The sequence below is a fragment of the Roseibium sp. AWQ4_290 genome, assembly GCF_056160985.1.
Window position 1 is genome coordinate 70,330 of sequence record NZ_JBSWYG010000013.1, and the last position, 17,019, is coordinate 87,348.

Sequence of the window (17,019 nt, forward strand, 5' to 3'; positions counted from 1 at the left end):
AGCCCCGGCCTTGCGCCAGGGGGCCTTTCTACGGCTGGAGACGGTCCCGGCGCGAGGCCGGGACGACAGATACGTGTACTACCAAGTGCAGTTGATCGTGACCCGTTTGACCGGGCCGGGGTCAGCCCATATCCCTGCCCAAAGCCCCGGCTCTGGCCCGGGCTCTGGCGCTGTCAACACAAGCCGCGTTGTATCGGCTTTGCCTGTCGCAGCCTGAAATCAACGATCTCAACGCGCAAGACACAACAGCCTGAAACCGGATGAATGCGGCGCGCTCTAATGCGCCTCGTCCCAATTGTCTGCTGCACGGGCATCGACCTGGAGCGGAACGGACAGTTTCAGAACCGGGTCGCAAGCATTTTCCATGACGTCCCGGACCACGGGCAGGGTCGCCTCGACCTCGGCGTCCGGCACCTCGAAAATCAGTTCGTCATGGACTTGCAGCAGCATCTGCGCGCTCAATCCGGCGGCAGAAAGACTCTCTTCCATGCGCACCATGGCCCGGCGCAGGATGTCGGCGGCCGAGCCCTGGATCGGCGCGTTGATCGCCGCCCGTTCATAAAAGGCACGCATGTTCGGGTTCTTGGTGTTCACTTCCGGATAATGGGCCTTGCGGCCGAAGATCGTGGTGACACAGCCATCCGCATGCACCTGTTTCTTGACCGCTTCCATATAATCCTTGATTCCCGGGAAGCGCTCGAAATAGGTCTTGATATAGTCGCCCGCCTCGCCACGCGAAATGCCGAGCTGGTTGGCAAGGCCGAAGGCGGAAATGCCATAGATGATGCCGAAATTGATCGCCTTGGCCTGGCGGCGCACCATCGGGTCCATGCCCTCTATCGGTGTGCCAAACATTTCGCTCGCCGTCATGGCATGAATGTCCAGCCCGTCTTCAAAGGCCTTTTGAAGCTGCGGAATATTGGCCATATGGGCCAGGACCCGCAATTCGATCTGGCTGTAATCGGCGGAGACAAGCTTGTGGCCCTTGTTGGCCACAAATGCCTGACGGATCTTGCGGCCTTCTTCCGTGCGCACCGGAATATTCTGCAGGTTCGGCTCGGACGAGGACAGGCGGCCGGTGGTGGTCGCCGCCAACGCATAGGATGTGTGCACACGGTTCGTTGACGGATTGAGATAGCCGGGCAGGGCGTCGGAATAGGTGGATTTCAGCTTGGAGAGCTGACGCCAGGCAACGATTTTCGACGGCAGGTCATGGCCTTCGGCGGCCAGATCCTCCAGCACCTGGGCCGAGGTGGACCAGGCGCCGGTCTTGGTTTTCTTGCCGCCGGGCAGGCCCATCTTCCCGAACAGGATATCACCGAGCTGTTTGGGCGAGCCGATATTGAAGGTCTCCCCGGCCAGCTCGTAGATTTCGGCTTCGCGCGCGGCCATGCCTTGGGCGAAATCTCCGGACAGACGCGACAGCATCTGCCGATCGACAGAAATGCCCCGCTGTTCCATGCGCGCCAGCACCGGCACCATCGGCCGTTCCAGCGTTTCATAGACAGTGGCCATATGTTCGCTGGCCAGGCGCGGCTTCAGGATCAGCCACAGGCGCAAAGTGACATCCGCATCTTCGGCGGCATAGGCGGTCGCCTTGTCGACCGGCACCTTGTCGAAGGTGATCATCGACTTGCCCGAACCGCAGACCTCCTTGAACGGGATCGGCTTGTGGCCGAGCCAGCGCTCGGACAATTCGTCCATGCCGTTGCCGCCCTTGCCCGCATCCACCGTGTAGGACAAGAGCATGGTGTCATCAGCCGGGCCGATATCGATGCCGTGGCGGGTCATGACCAGCCAGTCGTATTTCAAGTTCTGGGCGATCTTCAGAACCGCCCGGTCCTCCAGCATCGGTTTGAGCACCTCAAGCGCCTTGCTCAAGGGGATCTGGTCCGGCAGCAGACCGCCGCCGCCCAGAAGGTCGCCCTCCCCATCCACATGGGCCAGCGGCACATAACAAGCCTTGCCCGGTTCGGTGGCCAGGGACAGGCCGACCAGATCCGCCTGCATGGCATCCAGCGATGTGGTTTCCGTGTCAAAGGCGACATAGCCCTTCTCAGTGGCGGCAGCGCACCATTCCTTCAAACGCTCCACGGTGGTGACCGTCTCATAGGCGCCGGGCGCCACCGGCAGAGCGCCAATGGCCTGGGCCCGGCTTTCCGCAAGGCTTCCCGGTGTCATCAGGCCGTCCACGCCACCGCTTTCGCCACCGGCCGCCGCACCGCCCTGCACGCTTTGGGCCCGCTCGGCCATACGGCCCTTGTGATCGGGCACATCCCAGCCGGGAACCTCGAACTCCGTTGCGCCCACGCCCGCCAGATCCGCGCCGGTGGTCTCCGCCACCCGTTTGGTCAGGGTCGTGAAGCCCATGGCCTTCAAAAAGCCCACTGCCTTGGGGCCGTCCACCTCGGTCACCCCCAGGCTGCCGACAGGAATCTCCACCGGCACATCCTGCTTCAAGGTAACCAGTTGCTTGGACACCCGGGCCTGATCGGCAAATTCGATCAGGTTTTCCCGGCGCTTCTTCTGCTTGATGGTCTCTGCCTGGGCCAGCAGCGTTTCCAGATCGCCGAATTCGTTGATCAGCAGCGCGGCGGTCTTCAGGCCTATGCCCGGTACGCCAGGCACGTTGTCCACGCTGTCGCCCGCCAGCGACTGCACCTCGATCACCTTGTCCGGGCCGACGCCAAATTTCTCAAACACCTCCGGCTCGCCAAAGACCTTGTTTTTCATGGTGTCGATCATGCCGACCTTCGGCCCGATCAACTGCATCAGGTCCTTGTCGCCCGAGACAATCGTCACCCGTGAGCCCTGCTCCGCGGCCTGGCGGGCATAGGTTGCGATCAGATCATCGGCCTCAAAGCCTTCCTGCTCCACACAGGGCACGGAAAAGGCCCGGGTGGCCTCCCGGATCAAGCCGAATTGCGGCACCAGATCCTCCGGCGGTTCCGGACGCTGCGCCTTGTACTCGGGATAGATCTCACTGCGGAATGTTTTCGAGGAATGGTCGAAAATCACCGCGAAATGGGTCGGCTCGTCGCCTTCCTCCGGGGTCAGGCCCTCCTGCAGCAGCTTCCAGAGCATGTTGCAGAAACCGGAAACGGCCCCGACCGGCAGCCCGTCCGGCTTGCGCGTCAAGGGCGGCAGCGCGTGATAGGCCCGGAAAATGAAGGTGGAACCGTCAACCAGAATAAGATGGTCGTCAGCAGTGAGGGCAGGGAAGGAATCTTGCGTCGACATGGCGCGGATCATGCCTGCCCCACGCGTCTGAGAAAAGTCCTAAAGACAAAAATTCCGGACCGCTCAGCTCACTCAGCCGCCTGCGGCCGGCGCCGGCCGGAAAAGGTGCCGGTCAGATGGGCCCAGGCAGGCCGTTTGAACAGGAACCAGCCCAGGTTTGTCTTGCATATGATCCAGTAGAGGATCACCGGGCTGACCGTGGCGGTGACCGTGACAATCAGCGACACAGTGCCGGTGTCGAACACACCAAGCTTGAGGAGGATCACCCGGGCAAGGCCCATTGGAAAGAAAAACGCCAGATAGATAACAATGGAGTTCTCGCCGAAATGGCGCAGAAAGCCGAGCCTGCCCCAGTTCACAATCAGCGCGCTGGTCAGGATAATCGCACCTGCCCCGGCCACACCGAGGCCAAGGGCAAGCCCCGGAAGATGCGCCCAGCCAAGATAGACAAGGCCGCCATTGATCAGGCTCCAGCCGGACAGATAGGCAAGGCTCACGCCGATCCGCTCCCGCGCCCAGGCGGCCAGACGGAAGATCTGCGGGGCGAAAACATAGCCCGCATAGAAATAGACAAATCGCGCCGCGAATTCGTCGATCAGCAGGATCTGCGTTTCGATGGACGCGATTTGCAGGCAGGCGCCAAAGGCCAGCATGAGCTGCCAGGGAATGCGGGCGTCATGGGCAAGCTTCGTGACCACAAAAAACACCGGCAGCATGTAGATGAACCAGAGCGTGCCGAAGGGCTCCACGAAGCTGATCAGATAAAAGGCAAATGCGCCACCGGCACCCATGTCCTGGATGAAGACAGGCGCCTTGACCATGAACTGGATCGTCATCCAGAGCACATAAAAGTAAGCGAAATGCACGACCTTCCGGTCGAGATAAAGCTTCCAGTCCCGGGTGATGACATTGGACAGGAACAGGCCGGAAATCAGAAAGAAATCGGGCATGCGGAAAGGAGCTGCGAAGGCAACGATCACATGCATCCAGCCTGTGCTGCCTGCTGCGGCTTCCACCCCGAGCACCGAATGCATCATGACGACAAAGACAATGCAGATGCCCTTGGCCGTATCGACCCAGTCAACGCGCCCTGCACTCATGGCCCGCACCTTCCTCCTTGCACCAGACACTCCTTGCCGGGCGAAGCAAGAGCTTTAACCGAAGGCCGTAAATATACTGACTACGGGCGCCCTCACTTTTTAGTGACTGGCGCGGCGGTTTTTCTGCGGGTCCAGAAAGGATCGCAACATGCGGCATTGAAGGCTTCGGGCCGAAAGGCTTCAGGACGGCTCACCGCCGGCGCCATCCTTCCACGGGCTAATCCTGGACTGGCCCCGGGCCCGGTCCGTTGCGGCGGGCCCGTCCTGCTTTTCCGACCAGTCCTGCGCGTCCAGATCGACCACATGCTCGTCCGCCCGGTGGCGGCCCGGCCCCGGAGCACCGCCTGGAACAATCACCACGTTGGAGCGGGAAATGATGAAGCTGGCGAGGGCTGCCCGCACCGGCGGCACGAACAGAAGCAGGCCGACTGCATCGGTTACAAACCCCGGTATCAGCAGCAGAATGCTGGCCAGAACGATCATCGCCCCTTCCATGACCTCATTGCCCGGCGCATGTCCTGCATCCAGTTCGCGCTGCATGCGCATAAGCAGGGACAGGCCCTGCTGGCGCAGCATGACCGTACCTGCCATGGCGGTCAGCACCGTCAAAAGGATGGTCGGCAAAACACCGATCAGGCCCCCTACCCAGATGAACACAGCGATTTCAAGCAGGGGCAGGAAAATAAGGGCCGCAATGATATAAAGTCCCACGGGACCTCCAACGTCTGATAAGCTGATCCGTCATAAGCTGGGAGTCCAACCTAAACCCTGGGGACGGACCCATGATGAAGGTGATTTGGGTCGTCCGGACTGTTTTTGCCACCAAATCATCTTCATTTTTGTGTCCCTACTCTAGACAGTCACTGGCAGAAATGCGAGCAGCCACTTGCAGGAAAGACAACCATTGCGCAATTTTCAGTATTGCCCTCAGGTCTGGATGCTGGTTCAAGAACCTCCTAAATAAGGTGGTAACAGAAATAGGCTGCGGTCAGCGCGCAGCCGGATGTGCAAGGGGCGGCATAACCTGCCTCCAAGGGTAGCCGGAAGTTAAGATGAATGAGATTTTCGATCCACTGAACCTCCTCCTGATGGGACTGGCGGTTTTTATTCTGTTCAGGCTGAGATCCGTTCTGGGCAAACGCACCGGCAGCGAACGCCCGCCCTTCGACCCTTATTCCAAACCGGAGAAGCCGGGCAGCCAGACCCAGGGCCCCGACAATGTCATTCCGATGCCGAACCAGGGTGAGCAGCCGGCCGAGACCCCCATGTCCCCGGCCCCGAACGAGGATATTGTGATCGACAAGATGGCGCCTGAAGGCTCCGCCCTCAACAGCGCGCTGAAGCAGATCCTGTCCGTGGACCGCAGTTTCGAGCCGGAAGAGTTCCTGCAAGGGGCCCGGGCCGCCTATGAGATGATCGTCATGGCCTTTGCCGATGGGGACAAGAAGGCCTTGAAAAACCTGTTGTCTCCCGAGGTGTTTGACGGCTTCGTAGGCGCCATTGAAGACCGTGAGAAGCGCGGCGAGACGATTGACTCCACCTTTGTCGGCATCGACAAGGCCGAAATCGTGGAAGCTGCCCTGAAAGACGCAATGGCCCAGGTGACCGTGAAGATCCACAGCCAGCTGATTTCCGCAACCCGCGATAAGGCGGGCGATGTGGTCGACGGCGACCCGGCCAAGGTCACCGAAGTGGTCGATATCTGGACCTTTGCGCGGGACACAACTTCCCGCGATCCCAACTGGAAACTGGTTGCAACCGAATCCGCAGAATAGACATGCGCTTGAAGACCCGGATGCCGGGGCGGGCGGTCCTGCCCCTGATCCGGCAAAGCCTGAAAGGCGCGGTTCTGGCCGCGCCGCTTTTCTTTGCAGGACCTGTTTCAACCATGGCCTCAAGCGCCAAACTTCCCGACCGGTTTGAAAAAACAGCCTTTTCCGCCCTGCCGGGCTGGGAGAGCAGCGCGCCCCTGGCCGCCTTGACCAGTTTTCGGCGCTTTTGTCCGACCGGCACGGCTGGGACAAACGCGCCAGAGCTGCCCGGATATGGACCAAAGGGCATTGCCGAACTATGCGCGCATCTGCAAGGGGCCGCCCTCAAATCGGACGCAGACGCCCGCCGCTTTCTGGAAGCTTTTTTTCAGCCGTACCGGGTAAAACAGGCCGGGTTCGTCACCGGTTATTTCGAGCCGGAAGTGGCCGCCTCGCGCACCAGAACCGGGGCGTTTACGGTTCCCCTTTTGAAAAAACCGGCTGGCCTTGTGAGCGTTTCAAGCCGCAACCGGCCCCCGGGCTGGCCCGCAGAGCTGAGCCACGGGCGCCGCACCAAGGCGGGCCTTCAAGAAATGCCGGACCGGGCGGCGATCATGGATGGCGCCCTTGACGGCGAAGGGCTGGAGCTGGCCTGGCTTGCCGATCCAGTGGACGCCTATTTCATTCACGTTCAGGGCTCGGCACGCCTGCGGCTGACAGACGGGTCGGTGATGCGGGTCGGCTATGCGGGCAAGACCGGACACCCTTATACGGGCATCGCCCGGCTGCTGGTCAAACGCGGGGAAGGCACTGCGGAGGCGTTCACCATGGCCGGGCTGAAGGCCTGGCTGGCGGCACATCCGGACCGGCGGGACCCGCTGTTCAAGGAAAACCGGTCTTACATATTCTTTCGGGAAGTGACGGAGACCGGCCCGCAGGACGGGCCGGTTGGCGCTGCCGGGCTGCCGCTGACCGCAGGACGCAGCCTTGCGGTTGACAGCCGCTACATTCCCTATGGCGCCCTGGTCCATGTCTCGGCCGGGATATCCGGATTTGACACAAAGACCAAAGAGTTCTCCCGGTTGATGGTGGCCGATGATACCGGTTCGGCCATCAAGGGCCCGGCCCGCGGGGACATTTTCACCGGCTCGGGCAACGAGGCAGGTGCCCTGGCCGGGTCGATCCGCCATCAGGCGGTCTTCACCCTTTTGCTGCCCAAGGCCGCCCCTGCTGGCGGGGCCACGGACTAGGCAATGAGCAAGCGGGGCAAAAAGGGCAGCCTGTCTCCGGAAGACAGGGACCTGTGGGGCAAGGTCACCAAGACCCTGACCCCTCTTCATCCTGAGCGGGCCAAGCGCCTGGATGAGGAGCTGGCCCGGGCAACAGAGGCGTTGCCACCCAAAACAGACAAAGCCCCGAAAACGGAAACAGCCATTCAGGCTCCCAAGCCGAGACAGCAACCGCCCGCCTTGCCGCCCCTGCACCAGCTGGAAACCCGGTACCGCCGCAAGATCGTGCGCGGCGTCCAGGCCATTGACGCCCGCATTGACCTGCACGGCCTGACCCAGCATCAGGCCCATGACCGGCTGCGCGGCTTTGTTTATCAGGCCCAGGCCCGCGGCCATAAGGTGGTGCTGGTGATAACGGGCAAAGGGGCTGGCCCGGGCAACGCCTATATGGACGAACGCGGCGTTTTGCGCAGAATGGTGCCCCAGTGGCTGGCCATGCCGGACCTGCGGCCCGTGGTGCTTGGCTATGAGCAAGCGCATCAGAGCCATGGCGGGGCGGGGGCACTCTACGTCCGGATACGCAAAAGAAGGTAAGACCGTGACACCTCTTGGGGCAAAAATAAGGGAGTTGCGCGCAAAGCGCGGCGTGTCGCTGAAGGAAATGGCCACGGCCCTGTCGGTTTCCAGCGCCTATCTGTCCGCGCTGGAACATGGCAAACGGGGCAAGCCCACCTGGTTTCTCGTCCAGCGCATCATCACCTATTTCAACGTGATCTGGGACGAGGCGGAGGAAATCCAGCGTCTGGCGGAACTGTCCGACCCCAGAATCACCATCGACACGGCCGGGATGCACCCCAGGGCGACGGAACTGGCCAATCAGCTTTCGCTGAAGATCGGCGGCCTGTCGGAAGACTCCCTCACCGGCCTGCTGCACCAGCTCAGGGTCGCTGCCGCCAAGGATGATATCTAGGGGGTGTCGCGTTCAAATGCTTCCAAACCGCTTTGTCTTTTGCGTTGAAATCTCTGATTTCAGGCTGCGAAGGGCAAATCCGGTTCATCGCAACACGCTGCGGATGTGAGCGTTCATCCGGATGCCTGAACACCTTTCAAGGTAAAAGACGTCAGCAGCCGGGACGGCCTGCTCCCAAACGGTGTCCGATCTGCGAAAAATCCCTTGAAAACAGAACATATGTGATCTGATTTTCAATATGTGCCCGTGGCACCAGATAAAAGGCCCAGGCGTTTTTGCCCTCTTTCCGGCCGAATTCGGAATTGACGACCAGATAATGTCTTTTGGGAACCGTCAAGGAAGACCGGTTGCCGAATTGCGGGCGTGCCGCCTCAACCCAGCCGCTATCCGCCGCAAACGGTTTGCCGTCGATCATGTATCCGCTGGCGGTCAGGGAAAAGACCTGCCCCTCACTTGCCGTGACCCGGCGGATGTAGCGTGTCTCTTTCGCACCGGCTGTGAAAGTGACCACATCTGCGGGACAGATGGTTCCGGCCTTTTGACGCGCGTAAATTGTTCTGGTTTCCAGCCCCTTGACCGTGTGGTTGAAGTCCGTGGTCAATGGCTTGAACTGATACTGAAGCGCGGCGCACAAGACGATAAATCCCAGCCACGGGGACACGCCCATGACTGTCTGCCGGTTTATGTCCGGCCAATGTGTGGGAAGCAAGTTCAATTCAATACCTTTCGAGTTTTACGTTCTGTTTGGTTTTGTACAAAAACCCAAGATAGCCCGGAAGCTGAACCAAAATAAATATGAATACAAATACGTAATACATATCAAATCTTAAAATTACATCATTTCCGATCAGTATAGCTATAGCACCTTCCAGAAAATCTGTAGCATAACTTGCATAAATTGTGGCAAATATCAGAGCCGCGACACCTCCGAGCACACCCAGATAGCTGTTCACCAAACAAAAAAACGACATCAGCGCGTTGAAAATATAGAAAACCGGATAGTAATAGAGATAGCTTGCAACAATGAGGACTCGCATGTGCCGGTCGCCTGGCTTCAGACGCAGGGCTATCCTTGCGTATTTCCGGGCGGTTGCCAGTTTGCCCAGCAGCATGCTGTTCATGGCAAGCGACTTGTTAAGCTCAAGATCTTCCGGGAAATACGGATGGGCGGCTTCCATCAATGGCTGTGCCCGGTACATGCTTCCTGTTTTGTGATACAACATTCCGTGTTCACGCTTGTCGTTCATATCCAGAGCGTCTGCATCAAACCCATCCAGATATTTGTTCAGCTTGTCTGTCCGGCCCGCCAGCGCATCGAGCCCACCCTCCATGGAGTCGATGTAGTCATGGCAATCCGGAAAGTCGATCTTGAACTTTTCAACTGCTCTGCGGACAGCTTTCTTCCACCTGAGATGAAAGAGAGCGTCAATTTCCAGAAACCGCAATTCAATACTCTCCGGAAATTCAGGCAGTGCATTGCGGCAGATGCGAAGGGCTGCTTCATACTCTTCCGCCTCACACTCAATCTCAACCCGCAAGCACCAGCTTTCAAGATCGTAGGGTTCTGTTTCGAGCGCCTTGTTAACGAGCTTGCGCGCGCCTTCAAAGTTCTCTGCCTTCAGCAGAGCCCGCGCGGTGTTAAGGGAACGGGTCACGGCTTACCTCGCATATTTCTTCAAGAACGCGGTCAGATCGTCATACATGCCTCCGGCATTGGCATATTCGGCGAAATTGCGCGCCTGTCCGAGCCATTCCCCGACAGAGGACCTGACCTCAAGCAGCGCCTCCTGAAAGTGACCGTTTGACAGCGGAGACAGCGCACTGACGGAGGGGCTTTCTTCAATGGCAATATCGACGGCGGTCTCAACCAGCGCCGAAAGATCCGCTCCGGAAAACCCGGTGCAGGCCTCCACAACAGTCTCAAGATCCAGATCGTGGGCCACAGGGCGGTCCTGCAACAGCCCGCTCAGGATGAACTTGCGGGCGATCCGGTCCGGCGGCGGCACAAACAGGGTCCGGTCAAACCGGCCCGGGCGCCGGAACGCGGAATCAATCGACCACGGAACATTGGTTGCCCCCAGAAACAGGACCCCCTCATTGTCATTGAAGCCGTCCATCTCCGTCAGCAGCGCAGACACGGTCGTGTTGACCCGGGCGCTGCTCTCGAACTGGCGTTTTTGCGCCAGCGCCTCCACCTCGTCAAAAAACAGGACAACCGGCCGGGCGGCCCGTGCCTCCTGAAAAATCTCCGCAATCCGCTTTTCGGCATTGCCCACATACTGGTCGAGAATATCGGCAGCGCGCACATTCATAAATGTCGCCTTGCACTCAGTGGCCAATGCCCGCGCCAGCATGGTCTTGCCGCATCCGGGCGGGCCATACATCAGGACCCCGCCGCCCGCCTTGCGTTTGAACCTTTCAAACAAGGCTCTCTTGTTTTGAAACGGGTTGATGATCTTCCGGCGGATCTGCTTCTTGACGTGTTCCAGACCGCCAACGTCCTCAAAACTGATCTGCCCGGCCACCTCCGGCACAGGCAGGCTGGCTGAGGCCAGAGCGACAACATTTTTCGGCAGCCCGGGTTGCGGAGCCACTTGCCATTTGCCGGCAAGATCAAGCGCATCCGCCTTGCGCAGCAAGGTGGCCGCCCTGGCCTTCAGCTCCGCATTGGCGATCTGGTCCGGATCGATCTGCGCCAGCCCGTCGATGATGACGCTGCTGTCCGGCGCTTGCTCCAGAAGCACCAGAACGGCGCGTAAGACGCCGTCATTTTCCGGGCTCTGTGTCATCACATTAATAAGAGCCTGGATTTCACCGGAAATGTCAGCCTGCACGAGATCCCCCACCTGAAAATGTGCGCGAAAGTTGTTTCACTTCCAGCCTGCGTTGTTATTTTAAAATGATTTAATAAATGAAAGGCTTCAACTTAAAAGCGATCAATCCAGGAGTTTTTGTGCAGACGGCGGCGGGATGGTTCATATTTACCTGTCCTTATGCGCCTTCAGCTATATAACCGCCTTGACACTTGCCCGTTGAACGGACCCCCTGACACGCATGAAACCCAGCCAAGATGAATTGACCGGCCTGATCGATGCGGACGCTCTGCGCGCCCGGCTGACGGACATGACCCGCGAGACAGACGGCGACGGCTCTGGCCTTGAGATCAGATCCGCTGTCCTGACCAGCTTGAAAGCGCAGGTGAAAACGGCCCGGGATGCCGCCGAGGCCCGGTTGAATGCGGATGGCGGTGGTCTTTTATGCGCCCGCAGACTGTCTTTCATCCAGGACGAACTGATCCGGGTGATCTATGATTTTGCAGTCAATTACGTCTACCGGGTCACCAATCCGTCCGCCGCAGAGCGCATGTCGGTGGCTGCGGTCGGTGGCTATGGGCGCGGCACCCTTGCCCCCGGATCGGATATCGATCTTCTGTTCATCCTGCCCTACAAGCAAACCCCCTGGGGGGAGCAGGTGGTGGAATATATCCTCTACATGCTTTGGGATCTGGGCTTCAAGGTCGGTCATGCCACCCGTAATATCGACGAATGCGTGCGCCTCGCCCGCTCTGACATGACCATCCGCACTGCCGTTCTGGAGGCGCGCCACATCTGGGGGGACGCGCCCCTTTTTGAAGAACTGCTCGGCCGGTTCGGCCAGGAAGTGGTCAACGGCACCAGTTCCGAATTCATCGCCGCCAAGCTGCAGGAGCGGGACGACCGTCACCGGCGCCAGGGCACCTCGCGCTATCTGGTGGAACCCAATATCAAGGAAGGCAAAGGGGGCCTGCGCGACCTCAACACCCTGTTCTGGATCGCCAAATACCACTACCGGGTCGACAGGCAGTCGGATCTGGTCAAAAAAGGGGTGCTGACCCGAGCCGAATACAGCCGCTTTCTGAAGTCGGAGGACTTTCTGTGGGCCGTGCGCTGCCACCTGCATTTTCTCACCGGCCGCCCGGAAGAACGGCTGGCGTTTGAATTTCAGCGCGAGATCGCAATCCGCCTCGGCTACACCCAGCATCCGGGCATGCGCGACGTCGAGCGCTTCATGAAACACTACTTCCTGGTTGCCAAGGATGTGGGAGACCTGACCCGTATCATCTGCGCAGCGCTGGAGGAAGAGCATGTCAAGGAGCCGCGCGGCAAGGGCCTGACCGGCATGATGCGGCGCCTGCGAACCGGCCGCATGAGCGACACGGCCAAACCCGTTCAGGGCGCCCCTGGTTTCGTGGTTGAGAACAACCGGCTCAATTGCACGAACGACACCCTGTTCGAGACCAGTCCGCTCAATCTTTTGAAAGTGTTCCAGCTGTCGGACAAGCATGACTACAACATGCATCCCCGGCTGACGCGGCTGATCCGGCATTCGCTGAAATTTGTCGACAATGACCTGCGCACCAATCCGGAAGCCAACCGGCTGTTCCTGTCGATCCTGACCTCGCGCAACGCACCGGAAAAGACCTTGCGCAAGATGAACGAAACCGGCGTGCTCGGCCGGTTCGTGCCGGAATTCGGCAAGGTCGTGGCGATGATGCAGTTCAACATGTATCACCACTACACGGTGGATGAGCACCTGATCCGCTCCGTTGGCGTTCTGGCGGAGATCGAGCGCGGTGAGTCCGGCGAGGACCATCCGCTGTCCACCGACCTGATCCTGACCCTCCAAAATCGCAAACTGCTTTATGTGGCCATGTTCCTGCATGACATTGCCAAGGGGCGGCCGGAAGACCATTCCGTTGCCGGGGAAAAGGTGGCCCGCAAGCTCTGCCCCCGGTTCGGCCTGAACGAAGCGGAAACGGAGACCGTGGCCTGGCTGATCCGCCACCATCTGGACATGAGCACGATTGCCCAGTCGCGGGATCTGAGCGACCGCAAGACAATCACCGACTTCGCTCACACCGTGCAGTCCCTGGAGCGATTGAAGCTGCTGTTGATCCTGACCGTTGCGGATATCCGGGCCGTCGGGCCCGGTGTTTTCAACGGCTGGAAGGGTCAGTTGCTGCGCACCCTTTATTACGCTACCGAACCGCACCTGTCCGGCGGCCATACCAAGATGTCGCACAAACAAACGATTGCAGCGGCAAAGGAAGATCTGGCTGGCAATCTCGGCCACTGGAGCATTGAGGACAGAGCCGGATATATGGACCGGCATTATCCGGCCTATTGGCTGCGCACCGAACCGGAGCGGCTGCTGACCCATGCGGAGCTGCTGCACACCGCCGCGCAGGCGGGCAAACAGCTGGCCTTCAAGGTCATTCCGCGCGCCTTTGAAGGGGTGACGGAACTGAACATCATGGCACCGGATCACCCGCGCCTTTTGTCCATTATTGCCGGGGCCTGTTTTTCCACCGGGGCCAATATTGTGGACGCCCAGATCGACACGACCACAGATGGTTTTGCCATCGACACGATCTTTATCGGCCGCGAATTGCCCGACGATGACGACGAACGGCGGCGGGGTGAGCGCATCACCCATTTGATCCGCTCCACCTTGCGCGGCGAAGAGCGCCTGCCCGAACCCGTTGCCAAGAAAAGCGCCATGAAGGGCCGGGTGAAAGCCTTCAAGGTCGCGACCGAAATCCTGGTCAACAATACCCTGTCAGACGACTACACGGTTCTGGAGATTTCCGGACTGGACCGGCCCGGCCTGCTCTATGACCTGACCCGATCGATTGCAACGCTTAACCTGAATATCGGCTCCGCCCATATCTCCACCTTCGGGGAAAAGGTGGTCGATGTCTTTTATGTCACCGATCTGACGGGGCAGAAAATCGCCAATATCGGCCGCCAGGACATTATCCGCGAGCGGCTGGCAAGGGCCGTGGAGGGCAAGGTAGAGCTCGACCCGGCCGCGCCGGTGGCCCGCAAAGCGCAGCGGCAGGCCTCCTGAATGGCGTCCCCGTCCACTGAAGCGCCCGCGCCCGCCGCTGATGTCTGCTCCATCCCGGCCGGGATGCCCAGGCCATGAGCCTTGTGCGCAACTTCACCACGGTTGGCGGCGCAACCATGCTCAGCCGCCTTTTGGGATTTGTGCGCGACGTGCTTCTGGCTGCCGCCGTCGGCACGGGCCCGGTGGCCGACGCCTTTGCCGTGGCCTTCCGCCTGCCCAACCTGTTCCGGCGGCTGTTTGCCGAAGGGGCGTTCAATTCCGCCTTCGTGCCGCTGTTCGCCCGGGCGGTGGAAGAAGACGGCGAGGAGGGTGCCCGCCGCTTTGCCGGGGAAATCGGTGCGGCTCTGCTGTTCTGCCTGCTGGCCCTGACCGCCGCCGCCCAGATTTTCATGCCGCTTATTGTCTGGGGTCTGGCCCCCGGCTTTCAGGCCGATCCGGACAAGTTCGACCTTACGGTTCTGATGGCGCGGATTACTTTCCCCTATCTGGTGTTCATGTCCCTGCTGGCCTTTGCCGCCGGCATCCTGAACACCTATCAAAGGTTTGCGGCCGCCGCCTTTGCCCCGGTCATGCTGAATGTGGTTATGAGCATCGTTCTGGGCGGCGTGCTTGTGGCCGGGATCCGGGACAATCAGACACTCGGGATTGTCCTCAGTGCCGGGGTCGCCGTCAGCGGCATTGTCCAGCTTGTGGTGGTGGTGGCCGATCTGCGACGGCTCGGCTTCAGCCTGCCCATCTACCGGCCCCGCTACACCGCTTCGGCAAAGCGGCTGCTTGTGCTCGGCATCCCGGGCGTCATTGCGGGCGGCGTCACCCAGTTGAATATCGCCGTTGGCACCATCATCGCCTCCCTTCAGGACGGCGCCAATGCCATGCTTTATTTTGCCGACCGGCTCTACCAGCTGCCGCTTGGGGTCATCGGTATTGCCATTGGTGTCGTGCTTCTGCCCAGCCTGACCCGGCAATTGCGTTCCGGCGAAACACAGGCCTATCAAAGCAGCCTCAACCGGGCGCTGGAGATCTCGCTGGTCCTGACCCTGCCCTCCGCCGCCGCCCTGGCCGTGGTCCCGGACGAGATTGTCTCCGTCCTGTTCCAGCGGCAGCGCTTTGATGCGGCCGCTGTCGAAGGCACGGCAGCAGCGCTGATGGCCTTTTCCTTCGGCCTTCCCGCCTTTGTGCTCAACAAAGTGTTCTCGCCAGGCTATTTCGCCCGGGAAGATACCAAGACCCCGATGCAATTTGCAGCCGTCGGCATGGTGGTGAATGTGGTACTGTCTGTCGCCCTGTTTCCGGTTCTCGCCCATGTGGGCATTGCCCTGGCAACCACGATCGCCGGATGGGTCAATACGGGCCTGCTGGTTGCCGTCCTGTGGCGGCGGGGCCATTTCGTGCCGGATCTGGAGCTTTTGCGCCGGTTGTCGCTGGTGCTTCTGGCCAGCCTTATCATGGGGGTGGTGATTCATTTCGCCGCTTCAGCCCTGGCGCCGCTTCTGGCCAGCCACTGGCTGCTGGTACGGATTTCCGGTCTTCTGGCGCTTGTCCTGACCGGGATCGTCTCCTTTGCAGTCTGCGCCCAGGTCAGCGGCGGGGCCGATCTGCTCGCCATGGTGAAGGCGTTGACCCGGCGCAACAACTAAGGCCGAAATGCCACACATCCCGCATTCTTGCTTGCATCCCGGGCGCCCGGAGCTTAAACCCGGCGCGCCCAAAGTTTCACAGCGCCCTTCCAACCGGCCGCATCAATAAAGGGATCGAAAATGACGGCGTTCCAGCCCCGTGTCTTTTCCGGCGTTCAGCCGACCGGCAACCTTCATCTTGGCAACTATCTGGGGGCCGTGTCCCGCTGGGTCCCGCTTCAGGACCAGATGCCGACCATTTTCTGCGTCGTGGACAGCCACGCGATCACGGCCGGTTTTCCCGACCCGCAGGAGCTGACCAACGCGACCCGGGAAGTGACCGCCGCCTATATGGCCGCCGGCATTGATCCGAAGAAGTCAATCATATTCAACCAGTCCCAGGTTCGCGAACATGCGGAACTGGCCTGGATCTTCAACTGCGTGGCGCGGATGGGCTGGCTCAGCCGCATGACCCAGTTCAAGGAAAAGGCCGGCAAGAACCGTGAAAACGCCTCTGTCGGCCTGTTTGCCTATCCGAACCTGATGGCCGCCGACATTCTGGCCTATCGCGCAACCCATGTGCCTGTGGGGGACGACCAGAAGCAGCATCTGGAACTGACGCGCGACATTGCGGCCAAGTTCAACAATGATTTTGGTGGCCGGATCAAGGAACTGGGCGTCGGTGTGCCCAATCCGGATCCGTCGCCGGAACTGCCCGAAGAGCTGTATTTTCCGATGACCGAACCGATGATCGCCGGACCGGCCACCCGGATCATGTCGCTGCGCGACGGCACCAAGAAGATGTCGAAATCCGATCCTTCCGACCTGTCCCGCATCAACCTGACCGACGATGCAGACGCGATTGCCAAGAAGGTCCGCAAGGCCAAGACCGATCCGGACGCACTGCCCTCCGAGGTGGACGGTCTTGACGGGCGCCCGGAAGCGGACAATCTGGTCGGCATCTACGCGGCGCTGAGTGGCGCCACCAAGGAAGCCGTGCTCAAGGAGTTCGGCGGACAGCAGTTCTCCGGGTTCAAACCGGCCCTGGCCGAGCTGGCCGTCACCAAACTGTCACCGATGACAGACGAGATGCGCCGGTTGATGGAAGACCAGACCCAGATTGATGCGGTGCTGAAGGAAGGCGCTGAAAAAGCGTCCTCCATTGCCGAACCGGTCTTGAAAGATGTGCGCCGGATCATCGGCTTTCTGGACGTGCGCTGACCG

General features: G+C 60.2%; 13 protein-coding genes. 7 read left to right on the forward strand and 6 right to left on the reverse strand.

Annotated features, from left to right (window positions below; genetic code table 11):
* Positions 1–276: 276 nt before the first annotated feature.
* The 3 genes from polA to ACXAH0_RS14455 form a co-directional block, all read right to left on the reverse strand.
* Positions 277–3,252 (reverse strand): DNA polymerase I, encoded by a 2,976-nt coding sequence (gene polA / locus ACXAH0_RS14445; RefSeq protein ID WP_475192336.1) that lies wholly within the window; start codon positions 3,250–3,252, stop codon positions 277–279.
* Positions 3,253–3,308: 56 nt separating this feature from the next.
* Entirely contained in the window at positions 3,309–4,340 is a 1,032-nt protein-coding gene (locus ACXAH0_RS14450) for an acyltransferase family protein (RefSeq protein ID WP_475192337.1), read from the reverse strand.
* Positions 4,341–4,520: 180 nt separating this feature from the next.
* On the reverse strand, positions 4,521–5,051 hold the full coding sequence (locus ACXAH0_RS14455; protein ID WP_475192338.1) for an FxsA family protein: 531 nt from the start codon (positions 5,049–5,051) through the stop codon (positions 4,521–4,523).
* A 341-nt stretch (positions 5,052–5,392) separates the two neighbouring features.
* On the opposite strand from ACXAH0_RS14455, the gene ACXAH0_RS14460 reads away from it, so the two are divergent.
* Genes ACXAH0_RS14460 through ACXAH0_RS14475 form a run of 4 tightly spaced genes read left to right on the forward strand, consistent with a single transcriptional unit; the run spans position 5,393 to position 8,290 of the window.
* Positions 5,393–6,115, forward strand: a complete 723-nt coding sequence (locus ACXAH0_RS14460; protein WP_475192340.1) for a Tim44/TimA family putative adaptor protein — start codon at positions 5,393–5,395, stop codon at positions 6,113–6,115.
* A gap of 2 nt (positions 6,116–6,117) precedes the next feature.
* Positions 6,118–7,341: a murein transglycosylase A gene (gene mltA, locus ACXAH0_RS14465; RefSeq protein ID WP_475192342.1), complete on the forward strand. Its 1,224-nt coding sequence runs from the start codon at positions 6,118–6,120 to the stop codon at positions 7,339–7,341.
* A gap of 3 nt (positions 7,342–7,344) precedes the next feature.
* Positions 7,345–7,914 carry a Smr/MutS family protein gene (locus tag ACXAH0_RS14470; protein WP_475192345.1) on the forward strand — a complete coding sequence of 190 codons (570 nt, stop codon included), beginning with the start codon at positions 7,345–7,347 and terminating at the stop codon, positions 7,912–7,914.
* Between the two features lie 4 nt (positions 7,915–7,918).
* Positions 7,919–8,290, forward strand: a complete 372-nt coding sequence (locus tag ACXAH0_RS14475; RefSeq protein WP_475181896.1) for a helix-turn-helix domain-containing protein — start codon at positions 7,919–7,921, stop codon at positions 8,288–8,290.
* Positions 8,291–8,441: 151 nt separating this feature from the next.
* On the opposite strand, the gene ACXAH0_RS14480 is transcribed toward ACXAH0_RS14475, so the two are convergent.
* The 3 genes from ACXAH0_RS14480 to ACXAH0_RS14490 are packed head-to-tail and all read right to left on the reverse strand — an operon-like array spanning position 8,442 to position 11,124.
* On the reverse strand, positions 8,442–8,957 hold the full coding sequence (locus ACXAH0_RS14480; RefSeq protein ID WP_475181900.1) for a S26 family signal peptidase: 516 nt from the start codon (positions 8,955–8,957) through the stop codon (positions 8,442–8,444).
* Between the two features lie 49 nt (positions 8,958–9,006).
* A complete protein-coding gene (locus tag ACXAH0_RS14485) occupies positions 9,007–9,945 on the reverse strand; it encodes a hypothetical protein (RefSeq protein ID WP_475192347.1) in 939 nt (312 codons plus the stop codon).
* A 3-nt stretch (positions 9,946–9,948) separates the two neighbouring features.
* Positions 9,949–11,124, reverse strand: a complete 1,176-nt coding sequence (locus tag ACXAH0_RS14490; RefSeq protein WP_475192349.1) for an ATP-binding protein — start codon at positions 11,122–11,124, stop codon at positions 9,949–9,951.
* A gap of 220 nt (positions 11,125–11,344) precedes the next feature.
* Here ACXAH0_RS14490 and ACXAH0_RS14495 point away from each other — a divergent pair, with 220 nt between their 5' ends.
* From ACXAH0_RS14495 to trpS, 3 genes are all read left to right on the forward strand, one after another.
* Positions 11,345–14,179, forward strand: a complete 2,835-nt coding sequence (locus ACXAH0_RS14495) for a [protein-PII] uridylyltransferase (protein ID WP_475192351.1) — start codon at positions 11,345–11,347, stop codon at positions 14,177–14,179.
* A gap of 74 nt (positions 14,180–14,253) precedes the next feature.
* Positions 14,254–15,816 carry a murein biosynthesis integral membrane protein MurJ gene (gene murJ / locus ACXAH0_RS14500; RefSeq protein WP_475192354.1) on the forward strand — a complete coding sequence of 521 codons (1,563 nt, stop codon included), beginning with the start codon at positions 14,254–14,256 and terminating at the stop codon, positions 15,814–15,816.
* Positions 15,817–15,936: 120 nt separating this feature from the next.
* The gene (trpS, locus tag ACXAH0_RS14505; protein WP_475192356.1) at positions 15,937–17,016 is read left to right on the forward strand and encodes a tryptophan--tRNA ligase; all 1,080 of its coding nucleotides are present in this window, start codon (positions 15,937–15,939) and stop codon (positions 17,014–17,016) included.
* The last annotated feature ends 3 nt before the right edge of the window (positions 17,017–17,019 follow it).